The 24972-nt window shown below is 47.6% G+C and carries 21 protein-coding genes and 2 pseudogenes; 19 read left to right on the top strand and 4 right to left on the bottom strand.

The genetic code is table 11. The features are described from left to right. Nucleotide 1: 1 nt before the first annotated feature. Genes purQ through purF form a run of 3 tightly spaced genes read left to right on the top strand, consistent with a single transcriptional unit; the run spans nt 2 to nt 4396 of the window. Nucleotides 2-691: a phosphoribosylformylglycinamidine synthase subunit PurQ gene (gene purQ, locus MKY63_RS07140; protein WP_036680909.1), complete on the top strand. Its 690-nt coding sequence runs from the start codon at nt 2-4 to the stop codon at nt 689-691. Next, a complete protein-coding gene (gene purL / locus MKY63_RS07135) occupies nt 669-2915 on the top strand; it encodes a phosphoribosylformylglycinamidine synthase subunit PurL (RefSeq protein ID WP_038568661.1) in 2247 nt (748 codons plus the stop codon). Before purQ ends, purL begins: the two co-directional genes overlap by 23 nt. After that, nucleotides 2900-4396, top strand: a complete 1497-nt coding sequence (gene purF / locus MKY63_RS07130; RefSeq protein ID WP_036680905.1) for an amidophosphoribosyltransferase — start codon at nt 2900-2902, stop codon at nt 4394-4396. The genes purL and purF overlap by 16 nt, the downstream gene beginning before the upstream one ends. 158 nt (nt 4397-4554) lie before the next feature. Here purF and MKY63_RS07125 read toward each other — a convergent pair whose 3' ends face one another. Further along, the gene (locus tag MKY63_RS07125; RefSeq protein ID WP_339812259.1) at nt 4555-4683 is read right to left on the bottom strand and encodes a hypothetical protein; all 129 of its coding nucleotides are present in this window, start codon (nt 4681-4683) and stop codon (nt 4555-4557) included. Nucleotides 4684-5052: 369 nt separating this feature from the next. Between MKY63_RS07125 and purM the strand changes: the two genes are divergently transcribed. From purM to ilvA, 6 genes are all read left to right on the top strand, one after another. Then, nucleotides 5053-6093 (top strand): phosphoribosylformylglycinamidine cyclo-ligase, encoded by a 1041-nt coding sequence (purM, locus tag MKY63_RS07120; protein ID WP_339812255.1) that lies wholly within the window; start codon nt 5053-5055, stop codon nt 6091-6093. Then, a complete protein-coding gene (purN, locus tag MKY63_RS07115; protein ID WP_038568663.1) occupies nt 6093-6710 on the top strand; it encodes a phosphoribosylglycinamide formyltransferase in 618 nt (205 codons plus the stop codon). The genes purM and purN overlap by 1 nt, the downstream gene beginning before the upstream one ends. Nucleotides 6711-6913: 203 nt before the next feature. Continuing rightward, complete coding sequence (gene purH, locus MKY63_RS07110; protein WP_339812250.1) at nt 6914-8461, top strand: bifunctional phosphoribosylaminoimidazolecarboxamide formyltransferase/IMP cyclohydrolase; 1548 nt, start codon at nt 6914-6916, stop codon at nt 8459-8461. A 23-nt stretch (nt 8462-8484) separates the two neighbouring features. Continuing rightward, on the top strand, nt 8485-9750 hold the full coding sequence (purD, locus tag MKY63_RS07105) for a phosphoribosylamine--glycine ligase (RefSeq protein WP_036680895.1): 1266 nt from the start codon (nt 8485-8487) through the stop codon (nt 9748-9750). Between the two features lie 287 nt (nt 9751-10037). Beyond that, nucleotides 10038-11333 carry an SEC-C metal-binding domain-containing protein gene (locus tag MKY63_RS07100; protein ID WP_339211278.1) on the top strand — a complete coding sequence of 432 codons (1296 nt, stop codon included), beginning with the start codon at nt 10038-10040 and terminating at the stop codon, nt 11331-11333. A gap of 158 nt (nt 11334-11491) precedes the next feature. After that, nucleotides 11492-12754: a threonine ammonia-lyase IlvA gene (ilvA, locus tag MKY63_RS07095; RefSeq protein WP_076104158.1), complete on the top strand. Its 1263-nt coding sequence runs from the start codon at nt 11492-11494 to the stop codon at nt 12752-12754. Between the two features lie 87 nt (nt 12755-12841). Here ilvA and MKY63_RS07090 read toward each other — a convergent pair whose 3' ends face one another. Both MKY63_RS07090 and MKY63_RS07085 read right to left on the bottom strand, forming a co-directional pair. Continuing rightward, nucleotides 12842-13780, bottom strand: coding sequence for a hypothetical protein (locus MKY63_RS07090; RefSeq protein ID WP_052096760.1), 939 nt, complete (start codon nt 13778-13780; stop codon nt 12842-12844). Nucleotides 13781-13830: 50 nt separating this feature from the next. Then, nucleotides 13831-14493 carry a DUF1129 family protein gene (locus MKY63_RS07085; RefSeq protein WP_036680887.1) on the bottom strand — a complete coding sequence of 221 codons (663 nt, stop codon included), beginning with the start codon at nt 14491-14493 and terminating at the stop codon, nt 13831-13833. A gap of 183 nt (nt 14494-14676) precedes the next feature. Between MKY63_RS07085 and MKY63_RS07080 the strand changes: the two genes are divergently transcribed. The 10 genes and pseudogenes from MKY63_RS07080 to corA all read left to right on the top strand — a co-directional run bounded on the left by MKY63_RS07080 (nt 14677) and on the right by corA (nt 24223). Beyond that, nucleotides 14677-14877, top strand: a complete 201-nt coding sequence (locus MKY63_RS07080; protein ID WP_036680885.1) for a hypothetical protein — start codon at nt 14677-14679, stop codon at nt 14875-14877. A 1317-nt stretch (nt 14878-16194) separates the two neighbouring features. Continuing rightward, nucleotides 16195-17025, top strand: coding sequence for an alpha/beta fold hydrolase (locus MKY63_RS07075; RefSeq protein ID WP_076187226.1), 831 nt, complete (start codon nt 16195-16197; stop codon nt 17023-17025). A gap of 85 nt (nt 17026-17110) precedes the next feature. Further along, complete coding sequence (locus MKY63_RS07070; RefSeq protein WP_038568677.1) at nt 17111-17887, top strand: class III extradiol ring-cleavage dioxygenase; 777 nt, start codon at nt 17111-17113, stop codon at nt 17885-17887. Nucleotides 17888-18040: 153 nt separating this feature from the next. After that, nucleotides 18041-18526 (top strand): annotated as a pseudogene (locus tag MKY63_RS07065) (DUF3048 domain-containing protein); the annotation flags it as partial. 65 nt (nt 18527-18591) lie between these two features. After that, nucleotides 18592-18648 (top strand): annotated as a pseudogene (locus MKY63_RS07060) (hypothetical protein); the annotation flags it as partial. Between the two features lie 69 nt (nt 18649-18717). Further along, complete coding sequence (locus tag MKY63_RS07055) at nt 18718-19188, top strand: DUF3048 C-terminal domain-containing protein (RefSeq protein WP_339813460.1); 471 nt, start codon at nt 18718-18720, stop codon at nt 19186-19188. Between the two features lie 202 nt (nt 19189-19390). Then, nucleotides 19391-20008 (top strand): DUF47 family protein, encoded by a 618-nt coding sequence (locus MKY63_RS07050; RefSeq protein WP_036686871.1) that lies wholly within the window; start codon nt 19391-19393, stop codon nt 20006-20008. Between the two features lie 13 nt (nt 20009-20021). Further along, nucleotides 20022-21014, top strand: coding sequence for an inorganic phosphate transporter (locus MKY63_RS07045; protein WP_036686873.1), 993 nt, complete (start codon nt 20022-20024; stop codon nt 21012-21014). A 435-nt stretch (nt 21015-21449) separates the two neighbouring features. Then, nucleotides 21450-22037 carry a hypothetical protein gene (locus tag MKY63_RS07040; protein ID WP_339812242.1) on the top strand — a complete coding sequence of 196 codons (588 nt, stop codon included), beginning with the start codon at nt 21450-21452 and terminating at the stop codon, nt 22035-22037. Between the two features lie 1226 nt (nt 22038-23263). Then, nucleotides 23264-24223, top strand: coding sequence for a magnesium/cobalt transporter CorA (corA, locus tag MKY63_RS07035; protein ID WP_326048085.1), 960 nt, complete (start codon nt 23264-23266; stop codon nt 24221-24223). An 82-nt stretch (nt 24224-24305) separates the two neighbouring features. On the opposite strand, the gene MKY63_RS07030 is transcribed toward corA, so the two are convergent. Then, on the bottom strand, nt 24306-24866 hold the full coding sequence (locus MKY63_RS07030; protein ID WP_038568686.1) for a hypothetical protein: 561 nt from the start codon (nt 24864-24866) through the stop codon (nt 24306-24308). Nucleotides 24867-24972: the final 106 nt, after the last annotated feature.

The raw sequence follows: 24972 nt of genomic DNA, 5'->3' as shown, positions 1-24972 counted from the left end.
CATGAAATTTGCTGTACTTGTCTTCCCAGGCTCCAACTGTGATATTGATTGCTACAAGGCGGTAGAGGACAGTCTCGGCGAACCAGTCGATTATGTGTGGCATACAGCGACAGATTTGTCGGCGTATGATTGCATTTTGGTTCCAGGCGGATTCTCATATGGTGATTACCTGCGCTGTGGCGCGATTTCGAGATTTGCTCCTGTTATGGCGGAAGTTGCTAAAGCAGCAGAGCAAGGGAAATACGTGCTGGGCATTTGCAATGGGTTCCAAATTCTTACTGAGGCTGGTTTGCTGCCAGGTGCGCTTCGCCGCAACATGTCGATGAAGTTCCGCTGTCACGATACAGTGCTTAAGGTTGTTAATAATGAAACCCCATTTACTATTGACTATGCTAAAGATGAAGAAATCATCATCCCAATCGCACACGGTGAAGGCAACTACTACTGTGATGACGAGACTTTAGCAGAGCTGAAAGCTAACAATCAGATCGTGTTTACCTATAGCGATAACCCTAACGGCTCCGTAGCCGATATTGCGGGTGTTAGTAACGTACAAGGGAATGTGGTTGGCATGATGCCTCACCCTGAGCGCGCGGCTAATAGTTTACTTGGTTCAGAAGACGGCAAAAGAATGTTTACATCCATACTGAAGACTTGGAGGGATCGTCATGACGCAGCAAGTATCCGTTAAGGAACCGACCGCAGAACAGATTGCGGAGCAGAAAATTTACAGCCAGTTCGGTGTGTCGGACAGCGAATATGAGCTGATCAAGTCTTTTATGGGACGTTTGCCGAACTACACTGAAATCGGCGTATTCAGCGTAATGTGGTCCGAGCACTGTGCCTATAAGAACTCCAAACCACTCCTGAAACGTTTCCCAATTTCCGGACCACGTGTCCTGATGGGACCTGGCGAGGGCGCAGGGATTGTAGATATCGGTGACAACCAAGCGGTTGTTTTCAAAATCGAAAGTCATAACCATCCTTCAGCGGTAGAACCTTTCCAAGGTGCGGCAACGGGTGTCGGCGGGATTATCCGTGATATTTTCTCCATGGGCTCCAGACCTATCGCAATCCTCAATTCACTACGTTTCGGGAAGCTGGAAAGTGATCGAGTAAAATATTTGTTCGAACATGTTGTGTCTGGTATTGCTGGTTATGGTAACTGTATCGGGATTCCCACTGTTGGCGGCGAAATCATGTTTGATGATAGCTATGATGGCAATCCGCTAGTTAACGCAATGTGTGTGGGTCTGATTGATCATGACAAAATCCAACGTGGTGTAGCTAAGGGTGTTGGCAACCCAGTCTTCTATGTAGGTCCTCCTACAGGTCGTGATGGAATTCATGGTGCTACTTTTGCATCGGTAGAGCTTAGTGAGGAATCAGAAGCTAAACGTACCGCTGTACAGGTCGGCGATCCATTTATGGAAAAGCTCGTAATGGAATCTTGTCTAGAACTGATCGACAGCGGCATCGTTATCGGGATTCAGGATATGGGTGCAGCTGGTCTTACATGCTCTAGTGCGGAGATGGCAAGTAAAGCAGGCAATGGTCTGGAGCTGTATCTTGATCAGGTGCCACAACGTGAAGAGGGCATGACGCCTTACGAAATGATGCTTTCAGAATCACAAGAACGGATGTTGTTCGTCGTTGAGCCGAAGGATGAGGCCCAGGCACAAGAGATTTTTGACCGCTGGGGTGTTATCTGCTGTAAAGTCGGTAAAGTTACGGATGATGGCCGCTTGAAATTGTATCATCACGGCGAGGTTGTTGGTGACATGCCAGTAACGGCGCTCGTGGATGAGTGCCCAGTATATAATAAACCCTCTGAGGTTCCTGCTTATTATATTGCGAATGAAAAGGTAGATACCCTTCGTTACGAGGAAGTTACAGATCTGGGCGGTGCATTGCGTACAGTACTTGGATCACCAACCGTAGCAAGTAAAGCATGGGTATACAATCAATACGATTACATGGTGCGGACGAGCACAGCTGTACGCCCTGGATCTGACGCGGCTGTAGTTACCATTCATGGTACTCGTAAAGGACTTGCGATGACTACAGACTGTAATGGCCGTTATGTTCATCTTGATCCTGAAGTGGGCGGACGTATTGCAGTCAGCGAAGCGGCACGCAACATCGTTTGTTCCGGTGCTGAACCGCTGGCTATTACGGATAATCTGAACTTCGGAAATCCTGAGAAGCCTGATGTGTTCTGGCAAATGGAGCGTGCGGTTGATGGTATGGCTGAAGCCTGTCGTGTGCTGGATACTCCGGTTATCGGTGGTAATGTCAGTCTTTATAACGAAAATACTACGGGTTCCATCTATCCAACGCCGGTTGTCGGCATGGTTGGTTTAGTAGCGGACACGGATCATATTACGACTCAAGGGTTCAAGCAAGAAGGCGATTCCATCCTTCTGCTGGGAGTGACCAAGGCTGAGCTGGGCGGCAGTGAATTCCAATATGCTGTTCATGGTGTGACCGAGGGTCGTCCTCCGGCTTTGGATTTGGCTACTGAGAAAAAACTGCTGAACGCTGTCCTTACCTCAATTCGTGGCGGTCTGGTGCGTTCCGCACATGACTTGTCCGAAGGTGGACTTGCCGTAGCGCTTGCAGAGAGCTGTATCAGCGGCGGAATCGGAGCGAACGTTGAGCTTTCAGCTAACGGTCTTAGATCTGATGTAGCATTGTTCAGCGAAAGCCAATCACGCATTGTGCTGACAGCCGCTCCTGAACGTGCGGAAGAGCTGAAAGCAGCGATTGCAGCCAGCGGTGTTCCCGTGGAAATCATCGGAACTGTAGGTGGAGACAGACTGCGCGTAAATCTGGACGGCGTGTCCGCACTAGATGAAGCTGTAGCAGAATTGAAATTCGTTTGGGAGGATGCTATTCCATGTCTTATGAAATAAAGACCGGGAAAGAGCAGGAGACTCCAATCCTGTGGACTGGTGACTTTTACAATGAAGGAACGGGCTCGGGAGATATTTTTGACACATTAAAAGAAGAATGCGGCGTTTTCGGGGTCTTCGGACACCCGGAAGCGGCGTCCATGTCTTATTACGGCTTACACGCCTTACAACACCGTGGAGAAGAAAGTGCGGGAATCTGCGTAGCAGACGGTCGCGATTTCAACTATCACCGCGGGATGGGGTTAGTAAAAGAAGTATTCGACAAGGACAAAATTGCCTCATTGGTTGGAGACATGTCCATTGGGCATGTACGTTATTCCACTAGTGGAGACAGCCGCTTAACCAATGCGCAGCCGCTGGTATTTAAATATCGTGACGGCGATTTGGCGATTGCTACGAACGGCAACATAGTAAATGAACCGTTGATCCGCAAACAGCTGGAGCAAAGCGGGTCGATCTTTCAAACTACGAGTGATACAGAAGTGCTGGCGCATCTGATTGCCCGTTCGCCAAAGGATTTTGTTGAAGCGGCAAAAGATGCGCTGCAGCAGCTCGTTGGCGGGTTTGCTTTTCTGCTTATGACAAATGACAAGTTAATTGTCGCTTCAGATTCCCATGGCTTGCGTCCGCTAGTGATGGGACGGATTGGTGAAGCTTATATTTTTGCTTCCGAGTCCTGCGCATTAGAGGTCATTGGGGCACAGCTGGTTCGTGATATTGAGCCGGGCGAGCTGCTAGTCCTCGACAAAAACGGCCTCTTGGAGGACCGTTTTACCGAACCCAAACGTAAAGCGCTGTGCGCGATGGAGTATATTTACTTCTCACGCCCAGACAGTGATATGAACGGCTCTAACCTGCACTCCGCCCGTAAGCGGATGGGTAGCCGCATGGCACTGGAAGCCTTTGTCGATGCTGATCTCGTAACCGGTGTGCCGGATTCCAGTATTTCAGCAGCCATCGGGTATGCCGAGCAAACGGGAATTCCTTATGAGCTTGGGCTCATTAAGAATAAATACACTGGACGGACCTTCATCCAGCCGAGCCAAGAACTGCGTGAGCAAGGTGTGAAGATGAAGCTGAGCGCCGTGCGCAGTGTTGTTGATGGCAAACGTGTCGTTATGATCGATGATTCTATCGTTCGTGGCACGACCTCACGCCGAATCGTCAATCTGCTTCGGGAAGCGGGAGCTGTTGAAGTGCATGTGCGGATTACTTCACCGCCGTTCAAGAATCCTTGCTTCTACGGCATTGATACACCAGACCGCCGCGACCTCATCGCGTCCTACAAGACCATTGAGGAAATGTGCGAAGAGATCAACGCCGATTCCTTGGCATTTTTGTCGCCGGAAGGCTTAATCTCTTCCATTGGTGGACACAACAAAGATGACTACAAAGGCGGACTTTGCCTTTCTTGCTTTGATAATGATTACCCGACGCAGGTTGATTTTGGCGGGGCAGAGAAAGATGGCTGCTCGTGTTGACATCCCCCTAAGTCCCCCTTTCAAAGGGGGATTCCGAAGGGCTCTGCCCTCCGGCCACCCGAAAGCTCGGCGGTAGGAGTTGGATTATAACTTGCTAAGAAGACTTGGGTACGAGTGCTCGCTTTGTCCCTGTGTGCTGCGCACGGACGGGACACGCTTTACGGCGCTTCGCCCCCCGGCTGCATCCGCCGCCGGGGCTGGCTCGCCAAGCTTCCCTCTGTTTGCTTCGCAAATACGAGGAACGCTTGTCTCGCTAAGGAGGCACTTGGCTGCGCTCTAAGCACCAAGATCAGCTCTCCAAGCTCGTCCCTGTTTGCTACGCAAATGCGGTACTCGCTTGTTTCGCTTAAGAAGGTGCATGGCGCAGCTCATGCACCGAGGTCTTGAGGTCCGTATGCAAGGCGCGCACTGCGGCTTGCAGTAGGGACAAACCGGTGGTTGGAGGGAGTTATGGAGAGGAAGTTTGGAACTGTAGAAGCGTTAGCGTTCGCCTTTATGCTCGAATTTCTACCGCTCAGCGGTAAAAAATTCAAAGGAATTCGAGCATAACAGCGATCGGAAGTCCAAACATTCCTCGCAGTAACTCCCCTACAACCACCCAAAAGCCGAATGCGCCCAAACGCGCTCTAAACTATTAAAAGATGAGGTGTCCAATAGTGTCGGAAGCTTATAAAAACGCCGGAGTGGATATTGCGGCTGGTAATGAAGCGGTAGAACGCATGAAAAAGCACGTAAAACGTACTTACCGTCCAGAAGTAATGACGGATCTTGGTGGGTTCGGAGCACTGTTTGGCCTCAATAAAGATAAATATGAAGAGCCAGTGCTTGTATCGGGAACTGATGGTGTAGGCACAAAGCTCAAAATCGCATTCGCGGCGGATCGCCATGACACGATTGGCATCGACGCTGTAGCTATGTGCGTGAACGATATTGTAGTGCAAGGCGCAGAGCCACTCTTTTTCCTCGACTATCTGGCTTGCGACAAAGTGGTGCCAGAGAAAATCGAGGCTATCGTAGCTGGAATCGCTGAAGGCTGTCACCAAGCGGGTTGTGCACTGATTGGCGGCGAAACGGCTGAGATGCCGGGTATGTATTCAGCAGGTGAATATGATATCGCTGGATTCACAGTGGGCGTAGCTGACAAAGCGAAGCTGGTAACAGGCGCTAACATCGCTGCTGGAGACACAGTGATTGGTCTGGCTTCCAGTGGTGTGCACAGCAATGGCTTCTCGCTGGTGCGTAAGCTTTTGCTTGAGCAAGAGGGTTATGGTCTGAATGACGTGCTTCCTGAGCTTGGCGCTCCGCTGGCGGATGTACTCCTTGCACCAACTAAGATTTATGTGAAGCCTTTGCTGGCACTGCTGGAGCAGCTTCCGGTAAAAGGTATGGCTCACATTACGGGTGGCGGATTCATCGAGAATATCCCACGCGTATTGCCTAATAATGTAGACGTGGAGATCAATTACGGATCATGGCCGATTCTGCCAATCTTCGGGTTGATGCAGGACAAAGGAAACGTAAGCAACCGTGATATGTTCACTACTTTTAATATGGGAATTGGTCTTGTTCTCGTAGTTAGCGCTGCTGATGGAGAACGCGCTCTTGAACTGCTTAAGGCTAGCGGAGAAGAGGCGTATATCATTGGGAAAGTAACAGAAGGGGAACGCAAAGTAACCTTTACTGGAGCTGAAGTGTGATGCAATCAAGTCGAATCGCTGTTTTTGCTTCGGGGCAGGGCAGCAATTTTGCAGCACTGATCGAGGCACAGAAAGCAGGTTTGCTTGGAGACGGCAGGATTGAATTGCTTGTCTCGGACAAGCCGGAAGCGCCTGTAGCACAACGTGCGGAGGATGCGGGAATTCCCGCCCTCCTGCTGCGGCCAAAAGACTTCGCCAGCCGTGAGCTCTACGAAGCAGAGATTGTAGCAGAGCTTCAGCGGCGGGATATCGGGCTGGTTGTGCTGGCAGGGTATATGCGCCTCATTACACCAGTGCTTTTAACGCCGTATGCGGGTCGGATTATTAACATTCACCCATCGCTGCTGCCTGCTTTTGCTGGAAAGGATGCGATCGGACAAGCGCTGAATTATGGCGTGAAGCTGACGGGTGTCACTGTGCATTTTGTCGATGGAGGTATGGATACCGGGCCAGTTATTGCTCAGCGTAGCGTAGTTGTGTTGGATAACGACACGGCGGATTCATTGGCGGAACGGATTCATAAGGTTGAGTATGAGTTATATCCTGAAGTGGTTGGCGCTTTTGCCAGCGGGAAAGTGGAACTGAGTGGAAGAAAGACGATTATCCGCGAAAAGTAAGCCACACTGTAGTCATTCAAAGTTTTGGATCGACATTTGGTGACAGGCGGAGAGATTTCAGGGTATTTCTCGGGAAATATTGCATAAGCGGCATTATGTGTCGTGTAGTAGGTAATAGAGTCAGATTCTTTCTTATAGTTTCCCAAGCTTTTAGATGTCATCACATTAAATCGCACGTACAACCCGAAGGAGGACTATTCAAAGTGAGTATCAAAAGAGCGCTAGTTAGCGTATCGGATAAACAAGGTATCGTGGATTTTTGCCGCGAGTTGTCTGCATTAGGCGTAGAGATTATTTCCACAGGTGGAACAAGCACGCTTTTGGCTAAGGAAGGTGTTCCAGTCATCGGTATTTCCGATGTTACAGGATTCCCGGAAATCATGGATGGACGTGTCAAAACCTTGCACCCGGCTGTACACAGCGGATTGCTAGCGGTTCGTGACAATGAGGAACACACGCGTCAAATGAAAGAGCTTGGTCTGGACTACATTGATCTGGTAGTAGTAAATCTGTATCCGTTCGCGGAAACCATTGCTAAACCGGATGTATCGTATGAAGAAGCCATCGAGAATATCGATATCGGCGGACCGACGATGCTGCGTTCTGCGGCGAAGAACCATGCTTTTGTAAGTGTAGTGGTAGATGCTAACGACTATGCTACAGTGCTTGAAGAGGTTCGCGCAGATGGAGATACAACGCTGGAAACACGCAAACGTCTTGCGGCAAAAGTGTTCCGCCATACGGCGGCTTACGATGCCTTAATTTCCGATTATTTGGCTAATGTTACTGGCGAACCGCTTCCTGAGCGCTACACCGTGACTTATGAGAAAATTCAGAATCTGCGCTACGGCGAGAATCCGCATCAAAAAGCGGCATTCTATCGCAAGCCTTTGGCTGCGGGGGATACTCTTACAGCAGCTGAGCAATTGCATGGCAAAGAATTATCCTACAACAATATCAACGATGCTAACGCAGCGCTGCAAATCGTGAAAGAATTTGAAGAACCTGCTGTCGTAGCCATTAAACATATGAATCCTTGTGGTGTAGGTGTCGGTGAAAGTGTATACGAAGCTTATCAAAAAGCTTACAATGCAGACCCAACCTCTATCTTTGGCGGAATTGTAGCCGCTAACCGGATTATCGACGCGGACACTGCTAATCTGCTGAAAGAGATTTTCCTCGAAATCGTATTGGCGCCAGGCTTTACGGAAGAAGCACTGGAAATCCTTACGAAGAAAAAGAACCTGCGTCTGCTCAAAATCGGCAATCTCAGCACGGCTAGTGCGCGTAAGAGCAGCTTCGTAGTTACCTCTATTGATGGAGGAATGGTTGTACAGGAGAGCGATGTGCATTCTGTGAACCCGGATGATCTACAAGTTGTTACGGACCGTAAGCCAACCGAAGAAGAATTGAAACAGCTGTTGTTCGGCTGGAAGGTAGTTAAGCATGTGAAATCTAATGCGATTGTATTAGCTGCTGATGATATGACAGTTGGCGTAGGTGCAGGGCAAATGAACCGCGTTGGCGCAGCTAAAATTGCGATTGAACAAGCTGGCGAGAAGTCCAAAGGATCAGTCCTTGCCTCTGACGCCTTCTTCCCAATGGGAGATACGCTTGAAATGGCAGCCAAAGCAGGCATTACCGCAGTTATTCAGCCAGGCGGCTCCATTAAAGACGAAGAATCGATCAAGGTCGCGAATGAGTATGGAATTGCTATGGTCTTCACAGGCGTCCGTCATTTCAAACACTAGAACGCTGGGAGGATTTTATTCTAATGGATATTTTAGTGGTTGGCGGCGGCGGCCGGGAGCATGCGATTATTTGGAGCCTGTCCCAAAGTCCCAAGGTTGGTAAAATCTATTGCGCACCCGGCAACGCCGGGATCGCGCAGCTAGCAGAATGTGTGCCTATCGGTGTGTTTGAGTTCGACCGTCTGACGGCTTTTGCAAAAGAGAAGGAAGTAGGTCTTGTTGTAATCGGACCGGATGATCCGTTAGCAGGGGGCATTGTGGATGCTTTTGAAGCACAGGCTATTCCTGTGTTTGGTCCACGTAAGAATGCAGCTGAGATCGAAGGCAGCAAAACCTTTATGAAGGATCTTTTGCACAAATATAATATTCCGACAGCAGCCTATGAAAAATTTGATGGCTATGAAGCTGCACTGGCTTACTTACGCGAGCAACCGCTGCCGATCGTAATCAAGGCAGATGGGCTTGCCGCAGGAAAAGGCGTGACCGTTGCCTATTCACGGGAAGAGGCAGAGCAGGCACTAGCTGATATTATGGTAACCAAAGTGTTTGGTGAAGCTGGCGCTCAGGTTGTCATTGAAGAGTTCCTAGCGGGTCAAGAAATGTCGATTTTGGCTTTTGTTGATGGAGAGACAGTTCGTCCGATGGCTGCCGCTCAGGATCATAAGCCTGCTTACGATGGAGATAAAGGTCCTAATACCGGTGGAATGGGCACCTATTCGCCTCTGCCGCATATCGACGAGGCGATTATCCAAGAAGCGATTGAGACCATCATTAAGCCAACAGCTAAGGCTATGGTAGCTGAAGGCCGTTCATTTAGCGGCGTTTTGTTCGCAGGGCTGATGATTTCTCCAGAAGGTAAACCAAAGACCATTGAATTTAATGCCCGGTTTGGGGATCCGGAGACACAGGTCGTGCTGCCTAGATTGAAGAGCGACTTGTTAGAAATCTTTTTGGCAGTAACCGAGGGCAAACTTGCGGATATCGACATTGAATGGAGCGACGAAGCAGCGGTGTGCGTGGTTCTCGCTTCTGGAGGATATCCAGGCTCTTATCCTAAGGGAGTGCCGATCGAAGGGCTTGAGGACAGCCAAGGAGGGCTGATCTTTCATGCCGGTACAGCACGGGGGGCAGATGGCAGCTGGGTAACGGACGGCGGACGGGTCTTAGGCGTGGTAGGCCTGGGTGCTACGATTGCCGAAGCTCGTTCAGCAGCCTATGCTAGGGCTGAAGGAATCTCTTTTTCCGGGAAACAGAATCGCAGCGACATCGCTATGAAGGCTCTGGTATAAGGATAAAGCACTGTATCTAGCAATTTTTTGCGCTTTAAGTCCTAAAAAAGGACTGACAAGTGATAGAAGAAGTGCTATAATACTACACGTACGGGGGAAAATGTGCGGATATATACAGATAAGGGCCTTTCCGATCATGGGAAGGCCCTTTTAAATCGGAGTCCTTCAGACTTTGTGCAGTAACCTTATAAAGGATGCCTCGTGCCTGAAAATGTTGATACTTATAGTGCATACTAGCGATACGCTTATGGCGAATGGCTACTCACAGATTTAAGGGGGAATTCGTTTTGAGTAAGATTGGAAGAAATGATATGTGTCCTTGCGGAAGCGGGAAAAAATATAAGAAATGCTGCCTAGGGAAAGAAACTTCTGCAGTGGAATCCATCATGCGACTGGTAACAACGGAAGAATCCGCTGCTACTGTGGCTGTGGCCGAGAAACCAGAAGCGGCAGCCATTTCTGAAGCTAAACTTACCCTAACCACGCTCAAAAAAAAGGTGTCACGTGATCTGAAATGGGAGCATCCAGCACATGAACAATTGGCTATGCACCTTATTGAGACCATGAGAGACAGCTATGACCGGGAGCTAATCTGGGAAGGTCTGGTTCTATGGAATGGTTATTCCCGTCACATCAAGCCTGCAGTGAAGAAAATGGGCTCCTTCTGCGCGGCTATCGAATTTATCTTGTCTGAGGAATATGGTTTCCTTCAAACTCAAGCTGATCTAGCGATCAAACATGAGGTTACTGCACCTACCATCTCCAGAAAAGTTAAAGAGATGCTTAATTATGTCGAACAGTACGGCATGGGCGGGGCAGAGGAAGAATTACTTTTGCTCAACGTTTCAGGTACTCCGAAGGATCAGGAACAGGCTTTGCTGCAAAAAGCAATGGAAACTAAAGCATCCAATCGTCGGATCCAGCTAGCAGAAGCGGCATTGGAAGTTTATCCGGACAGTCCGGACGCCTATCTCATTTTGGCTGAGGAAGCCGAGAATGAAGCAGATGCCCGTGCTTATCTGAAAGCAGGGATGGAAGCGGGTGCGCGTGAGCTTGGAGAAGCCTTTTTCACTGAGAACAAAGGACATTTCTGGGGTCTTTACGAGACACGTTCTTACATTCGAATCTGCAAAAGCTACGCTGACTCCTGCTGGTTTAGCGGAAATGCAGAAGAAGCACAAAAGACGTTGGAGCACATTCTAGAATTGAACCCAGAAGATAACACAGGTGCGCGTTACCTTCTAACGGCAACGTACCTTTACACTAATAAGCTTAAGAAGACCGAGAAGGTACTGGAGAAGTTCGGCAAGGATGCAGCAGCAACAGTAGCATATGACCGTATGGTTTTAGAATATAAGAAGAACGGAATTACTTCCCAGCTCAAAATGCTCTACCGCGTGGCGAAGAATGTGAACAAGCATGTGCCGGATTATCTGTTAGGTATCAAAAGATTGCCGCATAACCTGCCTGATTTTGTAGGCGTGGGTGACGCTAACGAGGCTATCGAATATGTTATTGTACATTCACGTTTGTGGACAAGCTTACCAGACCTGGTGAAGTGGATGCTGAAGCAACAGGACTAGTAGGTTTCATAGCGTAGGGATAGCAAATATTAGTAAGAGACTATAGGGTTCCTTTAGTCTCTTTTTCTTTATCACTGATTAGGATGCTTGAAAAAATGTCCTCGGGAGAGTATGTTACAAGAAGTAGAATAACAGATAGATAGTGAGGCGAGAGGGTTATGAGAGAAGAGGAAGACCGAATCGTAGGAATGGAAGATATTGTGCGGGCTCATCACGTACTGCGTGAAGTCATAATCCGGACACCTCTACAACGTGATGCTGTGCTGTCAGCCAAGTATGATTGTGATGTGTATTTGAAGCGCGAGGATTTGCAGATTGTACGTTCTTTCAAAATCCGCGGAGCTTATAATATGATTCGTAGTTTGTCAGCAGAAGATAGAGCAAAAGGGATTGTCTGTGCGAGTGCGGGCAACCATGCACAAGGCGTAGCCTATTCCTGTAAGGCGCTTGGAATTAAAGGCAAGGTCTATATGCCAAGCACTACGCCTAACCAGAAGGTTAAGCAGGTGCGGCGGTTTGGCGGTGAGTTTGTTGAAGTCATTCTGAAGGGCGATACCTTTGATGACGCTTATGATGAAGCACTGCAAGCTTGTATAGATCATGGGATGACGTTGATCCATCCCTTTGATGAGCCACGAATCATTGCGGGCAACGGCACCATTGCAATGGAAGTGATGGAGAGTCTGGACAACCCGGCAGATTTTATGTTCGTAACCATTGGTGGAGGCGGCCTAGCAGCGGGTATAGCCACCTATGTGAAGACAGTTAGTCCTTCTACCAAGTTGATTGGTGTGGAGCCACTCGGAGCAGCTTCTATGACGGAAGCGATCAAGCTTGGAGAAGTGGTGACTCTAAAGGAAATTAATAAGTTCGTGGACGGAGCGGCTGTAAAACGTGTTGGCGGCCTGACATATGATATTTGCTCCCGTCATCTGGATGACATCGTGATGGTGCCTGAAGGCAAAGCTTGTACCACGATTTTGGAATTATATAACGAGAATGCCATAGTGGTTGAGCCAGCAGGTTCGCTGCCTATCGCAGCGCTTGATCAATATCGTGATCAAATCCGCGGCAAAACAGTTGTCTGTATCATAAGCGGCGGGAACAACGATATTGACCGGATGCAGGAGATCAAGGAGCGTTCATTGATTTACGAAGGCTTAAAACACTATTTCATGGTGAACTTCCCGCAACGGGCAGGCGCGCTGCGTGAGTTCTTGGGTGAAATCCTTGGACCTCACGATGACATTACCCGTTTCGAGTATATTAAGAAGCATGATAAAGAAAATGGTCCCGCGCTTGTTGGCATTGAATTATTGTCAACGGATGCCTACGAACCTCTCATCGAACGGATGCAGCAGAAGGGCGTCGATTATGTAGAGATCAATAAGGATTCTAATCTCTTTAACATCCTTATTTAATGCTCGCATCCACTTAATAATCTCGTTAACGAATATAAAAAAGCCCGTCCCTATTCATTTCAGGGATGGGCTTTTGTGATTTCTTTATTAGAGAGGTAACGAAGTTTTACGATACTGCTCGACCTCATCGGTCAATTTGTAGCTATTGTCTTTCATTAATTTCATGAAGCTATCCAGCTTTTGTAGAAATGGGCTGCTGTCATTATTTTTGGTCAGAATACTGGAGTAAGCCTTTTGCGCCTCCAAATCCATTTCCAGATTGTCATAATGGAAGAGAGGAGTGTTATTCTGGCCGTAAAACGTATTATTCACATACATAGTGTACAAGGCTTTTACAGCAGAAATTCGGTTTGACTTCGGATGATTTTGAATGAATTGCTCTTGAGATAAAGCTCTGGCTGCAACCTCAGTCCAGGCGATAACTAGCCCGTTGTCCTTGGAAGAGGGCAGGTCCGATTCGGTTGCCATAATGGTAATATAAGCGCTGATATCATTGGTAACGTATAGCTTGTACTTGCGGTAAGCCCCATAATCGATCACCGGGAAAAAAGTACCCTCTGCTGTCTCCAGCTTATATCCGTTTTCGCTGGCACTTTTCAGCAGTGTACGCAGCTGGAGATCATCAGTAATAGCGGCAAGAGACGACATGCTGGCGCCTGCTTTATAAATGGCGGTGAGCTTCCGCTGGACAGTGCTGGTACTGAATTTACTTTCCCAGGCTTGCAGCGCAGCTTTATGCAGATTCTCAAGCTTCAGGGTCATCATTGTTGCACGATATGACCCTACCGCATACATATTGGAGTTCAAATATTTTATGGCTTCGGGTAACTTGTCAGAGGTAGATAACAGCGGTAATGCAGCTTTATAGACAGCCTCTGCATGATTATTACTAGCTGCTTGAGGAATTGCCTTAGCGCCTTCCCCAGGAGGGCTGGTAGCACCTTCGGCGTGAATAGCACTGGGTACTATGCCTAGCCCTAAGGCTATAGCTAGAACGGAGTAGAGAATATAATGTTTCTTAATCATGGAAGTTTCCCCCTATCTATCGGATGGAATAAAGTTTTCAGCCTAGATATTTATTTTTTGAAAAATATAAATTTCAGTCCCAACCCCCCAATGATGCACAGAATTAAGCTTACCCACGGGGATATTGTAATGACCGGAAATAACCGATCGAGGAACATGCCGATAAATACAGCAGCTACTGCGATGCCAATATAGATTCCAAGGCTTTTTATATCAAAAGGCTTGGCACTGGGTGCATCGCTCTCCGACAAGGAGGACATCCATTTCATAATGAGTTCAATCAAGATAATGGAGCCTACTCCCACAGCGAGCAGGGTGAAAAGGCTGATCTGTCCGAACATTCCAGGTGAATCGTCAGTCCATTGGAAGAAGAGTCCACCGATTGCCAATATCCCAAAAAGACAGGTCAGAGCTGCGCAGGGAATCATCAAGTAATAGTTCCATTTACTGCGCACCGGGCGCCCGGGAACACTGTCTATGATTTCTTTAAAATAATCGTGCGGATTCTCGCCGAATACTTGCTTGGCATTTTTCCCTTTACGTTGTTCCTTCAACAGCAGCTTGGCCGCATCCAGCAAAAGTTCTTCTCCGCGCAGGGTGTCAATTCGACTGGCCCGCATTGCAAGGATCATATCTTCTAAATAGGAGCGATTGAAGGGCGTCAACTGCTCACGCAGGGCGTTATTTTCCTTAATCATATCTTTCACTTTCATAATTTGGATGTAAACCTCCAGTGTTGTTAATCGGTATAGTCTTTAACCTAGAGTATACGTTTGCATGACAGGTCTACGCAAGGACAACCATTTCTATGGCGATATGCATAATCCTTTTAGAAGAGTGAACACTGATAATGTTGTTGCTTGATCAATATAGCATTGGGAAAGGTTGGGAGCTTTATGGAACATGAGAACAAGAAAGAACAGGGAAGATCCATGGGCAACGGTTTCGAGCCTACGCCCAATAATTCAATGGGGGATTGGGGCGGCTCCGATGGATTCAGCATGTGGGATTCCGCAGAAGATGCTCCCGAGGGCTTGCTTAAGGATTGGGAAGGCAGCCATGAAACCCATGAGATGTTTAACGACAGCTACGATTGATTAACAACCCTGGTCATTCATCTCGAAAAAACAACAGAGCAGCGATCCTCCGATACTGGGGATCGCTGCTCTGTGTTTTTTTGGTGGGGTTCTCAAACCCAAACCCAAACCCAAACCCAAACCCAAACCCAAACCCAAACCCAAACCCAAACCCAAACCCAAACCCAAACCCAAACCCAAACCCAAACCCAAACCCAAACCCAAACCCAAACCCAAACCCAAACCCAAACCCAAACCTCAAGCACCCCCGAACCCCAGACCCCCGGTTGTCGTAGCATCCACCATCTTTCGGACTCAGATGACGTTATTAGCCAAATTATCGCCTTTTCAGCACAGTTTCGGACTCCAGTGACGCTATTGCTCGAAAAGAAGCTCGTATTTGCTGTTTTTCAGGGTGATAGCGACTATGGGGTCCGATAGAATTCAAAAAGTGTGCTAAATCTGCGAATAGGGTTTTCTGAGTCCTATAGAGCTGCTGAATCCGATGGATTCAGCAGCGGGATTTCCGCGGAAGATACCCCCGAGGGCTTGCTTAAGGATTGGGAAGGCAGCCATGAAACCCATGAGATGTTTAACGACAGCTACGATTGATTAACAACCCTGGTCATTCATCTCGAAAAAACAACAGAGCAGCTATCCTCCGATCTGGGGATCGCTGCTCTTTGTTTTTTGGTGGGGTTCTCATACCCAAAGCCAAAGCCAAACCCAAGCACCCCCGGAACCCGGGAATCCCAGAGCTCCCAGAGCCCCCGGTTGTCTTAGATTCATCATCTTTCGGACTCAGATGACGTTATTAGCCAAATTATCGCCTTTTCAGCACAGTTTCGGACCCCAGTGACGCTATTGCTCGAAAAGTAGCTCGTATTTGCTGTTTTACAGGGTGATAGCGACTATGGGGTCCGATAGAATTCAAAAAGTGTGCTAAATCTGCGAATAGGGTCTTCTGAGTCCTATAGAGCTACTGAGTCCGCTGGAGCAGGTGAGTCCGATGAAGCTGCTGAGTCCGAAGGAGCTACTGAATCGCGATTATTAACTAATCCAACAAAGGTTGGCGTTTAGAGGTTTAAGAGGTAGGTTCCAATCCACTCGACGTGTGCGCCCCAGAGTCATGTTCATATCTTACAGGGCACCCTGTTTGTCGTGCAGACTCTAATGCCCAAATACTCCGTGCGTTTATTAAGAATTGTCCCCTTGCTGTTGACAATATGAACGAAATCTTTATAATTAGATTATAATTCATACTAAGTTAATCGGAATTCTAATAAATTAAAATAAATTAAATTATAAATATAAATATAATTATAGGAGGATGCGGCAATGGAACGGAATATTGTAATCCGGCATAACGGAGAAGAATTGACGGCGAGCATACATTACCCGAAAAAAGAGAAGGGAACCTCTTCGCGTTGCAAGGATAGACTGCCATTAGCCGTGATCTGCCACGGATTTGTGGGGAATCGGATTGGCGTAGACCGGATTTTTGTGAAGGCGGCTCGTGAGCTGGCACAAGAGGGATATATGGTTATTCGTTTTGATTATGTGGGCTGCGGCGAGAGCAGCGGGAATTATGGCGGCGAAGATATGGAATCGATGATCGCTCAGACTAGAGCGGTGCTTGATTACGGAATTAGCTCTGCTGATGTGGACCCACAGCGCGTGACGCTGATTGGCCATAGCCTGGGTGGCGCGGTGGCGCTGCTGACAAGTATTCGCGATCGCCGCGTGAAGAATCTCGTGTTATGGGCCTCTGTTGGTTATCCTTTCAATGATATTGTGAAAATTGTAGGGCGGGAGGCGTATGATCGTGCTGTGAAGAATGGATCAGCCGATTATGTGGGCTACTCGTTTACTCCGGTATATTTTAATTCTTTGGCGGCTTTTCAGCCCTTCCAAGAAGCGAGCAAATTTAGCGGCGATGTACTGGTCATTCATGGCACCTCTGATGATGTCATTCCGGTGGATTACGCTTTTCTTTACCAGAAGCTGTTCTGGACACGTCCCGAAGGACGTTGCGATAAAGAGATCATTTTTCAAGGGGATCACACCTTTTCTTCTGGACCGGCGCAGCAGCAGCTGCTTAAGCGGACTATAGAATGGATGAACGAACAAGAGCATCTGCAGACAGAGTGGCAGAATTGGATGATTTAGGAGAAGGTTTTTATTCGCATTAACTTGCAATAAGCGGTAAAATAAAGATGCACACCATATACTGGGTTATGGAGGTTGGCATCCTATGAAATTACCGTCATTTTTTATTGCGCACGGTTCTCCGCTCCTAGCACTGGAGGATAACGAGTATACCCGTTTTCTGGAGCGGCTTGGTCAAGAACTTGAAGCGCCACGCGGTATAGTAGTTTTCTCAGCGCATTGGGATAGCCCTGAACAGCTACTTACCGTTGATGAACTGCACGAGACACAGCATGACTTCTACGGATTCCCTGAAGAAGTTTACACGCTGACCTATCCGGCCCCGGGCGATCCGGCCCTAACAAGACGGATTTCTGAGCTCTTCAAGGATAACAATCTATCACATCAGCCCGTTCTGGGGCGAGGACTCGATCATGGAGTCTGGGTGATACTGAAAAAAATGTTCCCCAACGCCGACATTCCGGTAGTTGCTTTATCCGTCGATTCTCTGCGCTCTCCCAAGGAGCAGTACAATATCGGGCGGATGTTAGCACCGCTTCGTGACGAAGGCATACTGCTGATTGGAAGCGGTGGACTTGTTCACAATTTGCGGATGCTAAGTGAAAGTGAGCAGCCTGAGGATTGGGCACTTGAATTCGATGCCTGGATTGCCAAGGGACTAGAAGCCTGGGATTTGCCTTCACTTTTTGCGTATGAGAAAAAAGCTCCACATGTACGCGATGCGGTTCCTTCTTATGGAAGAGAGCATTTTGCACCTCTCTTTTACGCGATGGGAACAGCGGATGGCAGCAGGAAGGCAGAGCGGATTTTTCAGGCTTATCAGTATGGGACATTAAGTCTGAATTGCTGGAAGCTAGACTAACTGAATGAATAAGAGACCCGCAGGGTGCAGCCGCAATGGCTGTACCCTTTTTTTAATATAAGAATTTATCTATTCCATGCTATAAAATTTCCTTATGCTTGCTATGAAAAAAGGGAGAAGGTGATCAAGACAAATGGGACTGACTGTGATTAAATGGAAGGAATCAGTGAGTTTCATAAAACGTTTAGGAGGAACTACAAGCTGATGAAAGTAAATTGCTCTTCTTCCCGTCTGTTATCTGCCATTGTATTGACCACCCTATTGCTCTCCGCTTGCGGAACACAGAGTGCAAATAATGAGATCACCCCGACACAGCAGCCTACCGCAGAGCCCACGCCTATCGAAACGATTCAACCCTCACCTACCATTGATCCCGCTGCTGAGCTCGTATCCGGATTAACAGGTCTTCCAGTTTCTGAAGACAGTCTTCCACGTCCCTTGGCCGTAATGATAAATAATGCTCCTGCCGCCCGGCCGCAATCGGGGGTTAGTGAAGCAGATATTTTGTATGAGATTCTTGCCGAAGGTGGTATTACGCGTTTGATTGGTATTTTTCAGAGCCATACAGGTGTGGTGAAAATCGGACCGATTCGCAGCATCCGCCCCTATCTGCTGGATATTGGCGAGAGCTACGGTGGTGTGACGGTGCATGCAGGAGGAAGTCCGGCAGCTTACGCCATTTTGCAAAAAAGAAAAAAGAAGATATGGACGAGATCGGCCGTGCCGGAGCTTATTTTTGGCGGGATAAAGCGCGAAAAGCACCTCATAACCTGTACAGCAACGCAGCCAAACTGCGGGAAGGTGCCGAGAAGCTTGGGTTTGCGCAAAGTGTGAAGGTACCCGGGTATCTTTTTAACAATCCAGATTACATACCGGCGGACGGAGAGAAAGCCGCTGAATTTAGCATAAACTATCTGCTCAAAAGTTATAAAGTTGACTATAAATATGATCCTAAACGTCAGACCTATCAGCGTTATGTGAATGACAAACCTCATTTGGATCTAAATAACGATAATCCGGTGGAAGCGGCCAATGTGATGGTTATAGGAGCCGATCACAAAGTGCTTGATGATGTCGGAAGACTTCAGATTGATGTGGAGCTTGGCGGGGAAGCGTTGCTTTTTCAGCGGGGACAGGTCACCAAAGGCAGATGGTCGCGTGAACCAGGGGATGTGATCCGCTTTGTGAGGGATGGAAAAGAAGAGCTGATGTATCCAGGAATTACCCATATTTTGGTGGTCCCTAATGCGCCTTCATTTAGCAGTCATGTGGTATATGGCGGGGCGGATGGTACAACATAAGAAAGTCGGAATATCCAGTGTTATACAGATTTGTGTTCGGAATAATGGGTATGTGTTAATAGAGTGTAAAAAAGTTCATTTCTATAGCTTCTATACCTTGTACGGATATGATAAGATAACAAGGGTTGTCATTCATTTTCATGCTTTTTACATATGAGTGGCTCTGTATTCACGGTAATTTTATGTAAAGGGGTTTAAAACAATGAAGTTGAGAAAAAAGGACATATTCTTTGAGACGCTGGAAAATATGGCCGATACTATTGTCCAAGCTGCAGATTACTTTGCTCAGAATATCACTGATCTCCGGAATAATGTCGATAATTTCGCTGCAGAGATGAAAAAGTACGAATCCCAATGTGATACTTACACGCACACCGTCATCAAAGAATTGAACAAGACGTTTATTACGCCGCTTGAACGTGACGACATTATGGACTTGATCACAAGCATGGATGATGTCATCGATGGTCTGGAGGCATCCGCCTCACGTTTCTATATGTACAACCTTCTTGACCCGGATGAATACATTGTGCAATTCGCCGAAATTCTTCGCCAGTGTGCTTATGAAATCCAAAAAGCGGTTCATTTGCTCTCCCAGAAGAAATTGTTGGCGATCCGTGAATATACAATCCGTCTGAATGACCTTGAGAATCAAGGGGACGAAGTGCTGCGTATTTGTACTAAGGTCCTGTTCGAAACTGTAAAAGACCCGATTGAGCTGATTAAACGCAAGGAACTGTATGAGCGGCTCGAGACCACTACAGACAAATGTGAAGATGTAGCCAACATGTTGGAATCGATCATCATGCGCAACTCATAAGGGGTACTAGAATATGGAAACATCTATATGGATTCTTGGAATTGTTATATTTCTCGCGCTTGCGTTTGACTTTATCAATGGATTCCATGATACGGCCAACGCAATTGCTACCTCTGTCTCAACACGTGCCTTAAAACCGCGAACAGCAATTATTATGGCAGCACTGATGAACTTTGTTGGGGCCTTGATGTTTACAGGTGTGGCCAAAAAAATTGGCGGAAGTATCACCGACCCGACCTTGCTTGAAAATGGGTTGGATATCATAATAGCGACGCTGATTGCTTCGATTATTTGGAATTTGATTACTTGGTGGCTCGGAATTCCATCCTCATCGTCTCATGCACTGATCGGCGCTTTAGCGGGTGCAGTATACGTGGGGGCAGGCTCAGCACACATCAATTGGGGCGGGTTTGTGGAAATTGTCGAAGGACTGATTTTCTCCCCAATCATTGCGTTTGTTATTGGTTATATTATCATGACCATCCTGAAATGGATCTTTGCTAAGCGTAGTCCACATACGGTCAACAAGGGCTTCCGCTCTATGCAGGTCCTTACGGCAGCGTTACAGTCGTTCACACATGGTACGAATGATGCGCAAAAAGCGATGGGGATCATTACTTTTGCACTCGTTACCTCAGGACGTCAAGAAACTATGGATGTTATCCCTTTGTGGGTTAAGATAGCTGCAGCTACGGCTATGGCGCTCGGTACCTCCATTGGCGGTTGGAAGATTATTAAGACTATGGGTACGAAGATTTTCAAAATCGAACCTATTAACGGTTTCGCGGCTGATATTTCCGCGGCATCTGTTATTTTCTCAGCAACGCTGCTGCATTTGCCAGTAAGCTCAACACATGCGATCACATCAGCGATCCTTGGGGTTGGCTCTGCCAAACGTTTCTCTGCAGTGAAATGGGGAGTAGCCGGACGTATTGTGGTCACTTGGTTCATCACGATTCCAATCAGTGCGGTATTAGCAGGTTTGATTTTCAAAATCATTTTTTAAACACCCTTTAATAAAGATGTCAGTTAGCCATTGGGCTGCAGACATCTTTTTTTGTTGTTTGGACATGAGGAGAGTGAAGAATATACGGTATAAATCCCGTAGAAATGGCGGAAATCGGTGTTGGAGGGAGAATGTACGGTATAAATCCCGCAGAAATGACGGAGTTTGGCGTCGGAGGGAGAATGTACGGTATAAATCCCGTAGAAATGGCGGAGTTTGGCGATAGAGGGGGAATGTACGGTATAAATCCCGTAAGTGACGAAGTTTGGCGTTGGAGGGGGAATGTACGGTATAAATCCCGTAGAAATGATGGAGTTTGGCGATGGAGGGGGAATGTACGGTATAAATCCCGTAGAAGTGGCGAAGTTTGGCGTTGGAGGGAGAATGTAAGGTATAAATCCCGTAGAAATGATGGAGTTTGGCGATGGAGGGGGAATGTACGGTATAAATCCCGTAGAAATGACGAAGTCTGGCGTTGGAGGGGGAATGTACGGTATAAATCCCGTAGAAATGGCGGAGTTTGGCGATGGAGGGGGAATGTACGGTATAAATCCCGCTGAAATGATGGAGTTTGGCGATGGAGGGGGAATGTACGGTATAAATCCCGTAGAAATGGCGGAGTTTGGCGTTGGAGGGAGAATGTACGGTATAAATCCCGTAGAAATGATGGAGTTTGGCGATGGAGGGGGAATGTACGGTATAAATCCCGTAGAAATGATGGAGTTTGGCGATGGAGGGGGAATGTACGGTATAAATCCCGTAGAAATGGCGGAGTTTGGCGTTGGAGGGAGAATGTACGGTATAAATCCCGTAGAAATGATGGAGTTTGGCGATGGAGGGGGAATGTACGGTATAAATCCCGTAGAGATGACGAAGTCTGGAGTTGGAGGGGGAATGTACGGTATAAATCCCGCTGAATTTACGAAATTCGAGGGTGGTGACAAAAAGAAGAGCATAACTGCCCTAGAATTGGAGACACTTCGTCGAAGAAGCAGAAAGAAAGGCATAAATGCCTTAGAATGACGGCACCTGACTTGTATGAAGGTGGACCAGCCTAACTAAACACATTTCAAGGGAACCCAACGCACCTTAATCCAGCCCATCGTAACGTAACCTTGCACAAACTAACTCAGCCCAGTCCAACTTACCTCATTTCAGCAGAATCCAGCGCACCGAAGTCCAGCCCTGCACAAAGTAACCTAGCCAAAGTTAACTCAGTATAGTCCCACGTAACACATTTCAAGGGAACCCAGCGCACCTTAATCCAGTCCATCGTAACGCAACCTAACACAAATCAACTCAACGCAGACCCAACTTACCATATTTCAACGAAATCCAGTCACCTTAATCCAGTCCATCGCAAAGTAACCTAGCCCAGATTAACTCAGCCCAGTCACGCGTAACACATTTCAAGGGAACCCAGTGCACCTTAATCCAGTCCATCGTAAAGTAACCTAGATCCAACTAACTCAACGCAGCCCAACTTACCTCATTTCAGCAGAATCCAGCGCACCGAAGTCCAACCCTGCACAAAGTAACCTAGCCAAAGTTAACTCAGCATAGTCCCACGTAACACATTTCAAGGGAACCCAGCGCACCTTAATCCAGTCCATCGCAAAGTAACCTAGTACAAACTAACTCAGCCCAATCCATCGTAACGTAACCTGGCCAAATTAACCCAACCCAACCCAACCCAACCCAACCCAACCCAACCCAACCCAACCCAACCCAACCCTATTCTCTTTCTCCCTGCTTTTCTGCCGTCCATGAGCATCGCTATATTCACAGTATCCTGCCCGGAACTTTACATGTACGATGCAAGGATTGCATCCCAATCCCACAAATCACTACCAGCCCAAAGTAAAACATATGTTACTTACGTTAAATGAACGCTAGGCGATGGACTCAACCTTTTGCGAATTCAAGTCCAGCTTGCTTACGATCGAAGGGTTGTTTACCATCCCCAAAGGAGCACTTTTTCACCAACTAATTAGTAAAAATAGCGATAGTAATTCACAGCTGTGAATTCATCTCACTCATAAACCCGATACCGACAGCGAGAATAAAGATAGCTCGCCCCTGCGCAACCAACCAAGCACAGATGAATCGAGTATTAACGAACGACGAAGCACCAAATGTTTCTTAGTCTAGCTTAAGAGGTGCTGTTGGTTATGTTTTTTGCTTTTTGGAAGACTTGTCTTCTTGCTGTACAATAGAGGCGTGGAAGAAGATGAAGCGGAGGAACATTTATGATACGTACACTTGTTGTCACACATAAAGGTGAGGTGCTGACAGAGATCCCTCTGCAAAATATCCGGCTGGAGGATTATGCTTGGATATGGGCAGATTTTGCTACGCCTACGCCAGAAGAGACGCTTTTACTGGATCAATATTTTCATTTTCACCCCTTGGCGATAGAGGACTGTATGCATGTGTTGCAGCGGCCGAAGCTGGATCATTATGAGAATGTGCAGTTTTTTGTGCTGCATGCGCTGAATGAGCGGACGTTGGATGCTGAGGAGGTTGACCTATTTTTAAGCTCGAACTTTCTTGTCTCCTATCACCATCAGGAAAAAGCAGAGATGAATGAAGCGTGGGAACAGGTGAAGAGCGAAATACATAGTCGAAAAGGCTGGTCGGGTGGGCCGATGGCAGCTGCATATACGGTGATGGACAAGCTGGTGGACAAGTATTTTCCATGTCTCTACAGTTTAGAGGACGAGCTTGCGGATCTGGAGAGCAGCGGCAGCAGTGAGTCGGTGGAGGAATTGATGAGCCAGGTGTTTGGCGTGCGCGGAAGACTCCTCAAAATGCGGCGGACGATTGTGCCGATGCGCGATTTGATGTACCGGATCGTGAATTCACAGCATGTCCAGAGCAATGGCGAGGAACGGATTTATTTTGGCGATATTTATGACCATCTGCTAAAGCTCTCCGATATGATTGAGGCTGATCGGGAAATGACAGCGGATTTGCGTGACAGCTACATTTCACTCAATTCCAACCGGATGAATTCGATTATGAAAACACTAACGGTAATCACGACGGTATTCATGCCGCTGACGCTTATCGCCGGGATCTACGGAATGAACTTTGTGAAGATGCCTGAACTAGAGTGGAAGTATGGTTATTTTGCCGTGTTGTTGTTTATGCTGGTGGTTGGTTTTGGGATGTTCCGATGGTTTCGACGGAGTGGCTGGTTTAAGTAAAAATAGAGCAGAAGCGCTAACAGCAAATCTCTTTCCTGCGAGAATTGCTGTTTTTCTGATACATAGCTAGAAAACGTCACCGCTATTTGCGGCGACGTTTTCCGGTGGAAGAAGTAGAGCGTCGGCGAGTAGTTGTAGTAGATTTGCGACGGGGTGAGGTGGAGCGCTTTTTTTTGCGGCGATTAGGACTGTACAGGGCAGCATCCTCTTCGGCGGCTAGTGCGCCTGCTGCGCCTTTGTTTTTACCGAAGCTACCCATGAACAGCTTAACCATTGGAGCCATCTGCTGGAAGCCGGACATCACCTTTTGTACTTTACCCATAGAGTTTACGATCCCGTCAATGCCGCCCATACGATCGATGATACCTTTGATTTGCTCCATATTCCCACCAATTCCGCCACCGCCGCCTAAGCCGCTGAGCAGTCCGGCAAGCCCGCCGCTTGCCTTTGTTGCAGCTTCAGCTGCAGGGAGCGCTAGTGCAGTTTCGGTGGCAGCTTCTGCTCCTAAAGCAGGAAGGATTCCGGTCTCACCTGGGAGAGCTGAGGGCGCATATGAACTGAGGCCGGGGTAGGCAGAGGCATTATACGAATCGCTCAGTGAACGCTGATTCCGGCGGGAATGATTATAGTAATGATCAGGCATAATATCACATTCCTTTGTTAGTGGTCTGCTATACTGTATGTCATGGGCGAACATACGGTATAGACGAATGCCCGGGTAATAGGGATAGGAGCGGAAAAGGGCGTAT

The organism is Paenibacillus sp. FSL R7-0189 (assembly GCF_037969925.1).
GTDB lineage: Bacteria > Bacillota > Bacilli > Paenibacillales > Paenibacillaceae > Paenibacillus_AQ > Paenibacillus_AQ odorifer.
This window is presented reverse-complemented; position numbering and strand designations above follow the sequence as displayed.

What these genes read in the sequence shown, in the direction of transcription:
- purQ (WP_036680909.1), top strand. Translation starts at nt 2, where the DNA reads ATGAAATTTGCTGTACTTGTCTTCCCAGGCTCCAACTGTGATATTGAT.
- purL (WP_038568661.1), top strand. Translation starts at nt 669, where the DNA reads ATGACGCAGCAAGTATCCGTTAAGGAACCGACCGCAGAACAGATTGCG.
- purF (WP_036680905.1), top strand. Translation starts at nt 2,900, where the DNA reads ATGTCTTATGAAATAAAGACCGGGAAAGAGCAGGAGACTCCAATCCTG.
- purN (WP_038568663.1), top strand. Translation starts at nt 6,093, where the DNA reads ATGCAATCAAGTCGAATCGCTGTTTTTGCTTCGGGGCAGGGCAGCAAT.
- purD (WP_036680895.1), top strand. Translation starts at nt 8,485, where the DNA reads ATGGATATTTTAGTGGTTGGCGGCGGCGGCCGGGAGCATGCGATTATT.
- ilvA (WP_076104158.1), top strand. Translation starts at nt 11,492, where the DNA reads ATGAGAGAAGAGGAAGACCGAATCGTAGGAATGGAAGATATTGTGCGG.
- MKY63_RS07090 (WP_052096760.1), bottom strand. Translation starts at nt 13,780, where the DNA reads ATGATTAAGAAACATTATATTCTCTACTCCGTTCTAGCTATAGCCTTA.
- MKY63_RS07085 (WP_036680887.1), bottom strand. Translation starts at nt 14,493, where the DNA reads ATGAAAGTGAAAGATATGATTAAGGAAAATAACGCCCTGCGTGAGCAG.
- MKY63_RS07080 (WP_036680885.1), top strand. Translation starts at nt 14,677, where the DNA reads ATGGAACATGAGAACAAGAAAGAACAGGGAAGATCCATGGGCAACGGT.
- MKY63_RS07075 (WP_076187226.1), top strand. Translation starts at nt 16,195, where the DNA reads ATGGAACGGAATATTGTAATCCGGCATAACGGAGAAGAATTGACGGCG.
- MKY63_RS07070 (WP_038568677.1), top strand. Translation starts at nt 17,111, where the DNA reads ATGAAATTACCGTCATTTTTTATTGCGCACGGTTCTCCGCTCCTAGCA.
- MKY63_RS07050 (WP_036686871.1), top strand. Translation starts at nt 19,391, where the DNA reads ATGAAGTTGAGAAAAAAGGACATATTCTTTGAGACGCTGGAAAATATG.
- MKY63_RS07045 (WP_036686873.1), top strand. Translation starts at nt 20,022, where the DNA reads ATGGAAACATCTATATGGATTCTTGGAATTGTTATATTTCTCGCGCTT.
- MKY63_RS07040 (WP_339812242.1), top strand. Translation starts at nt 21,450, where the DNA reads ATGTACGGTATAAATCCCGTAGAAATGACGAAGTCTGGCGTTGGAGGG.
- corA (WP_326048085.1), top strand. Translation starts at nt 23,264, where the DNA reads ATGATACGTACACTTGTTGTCACACATAAAGGTGAGGTGCTGACAGAG.
- MKY63_RS07030 (WP_038568686.1), bottom strand. Translation starts at nt 24,866, where the DNA reads ATGCCTGATCATTACTATAATCATTCCCGCCGGAATCAGCGTTCACTG.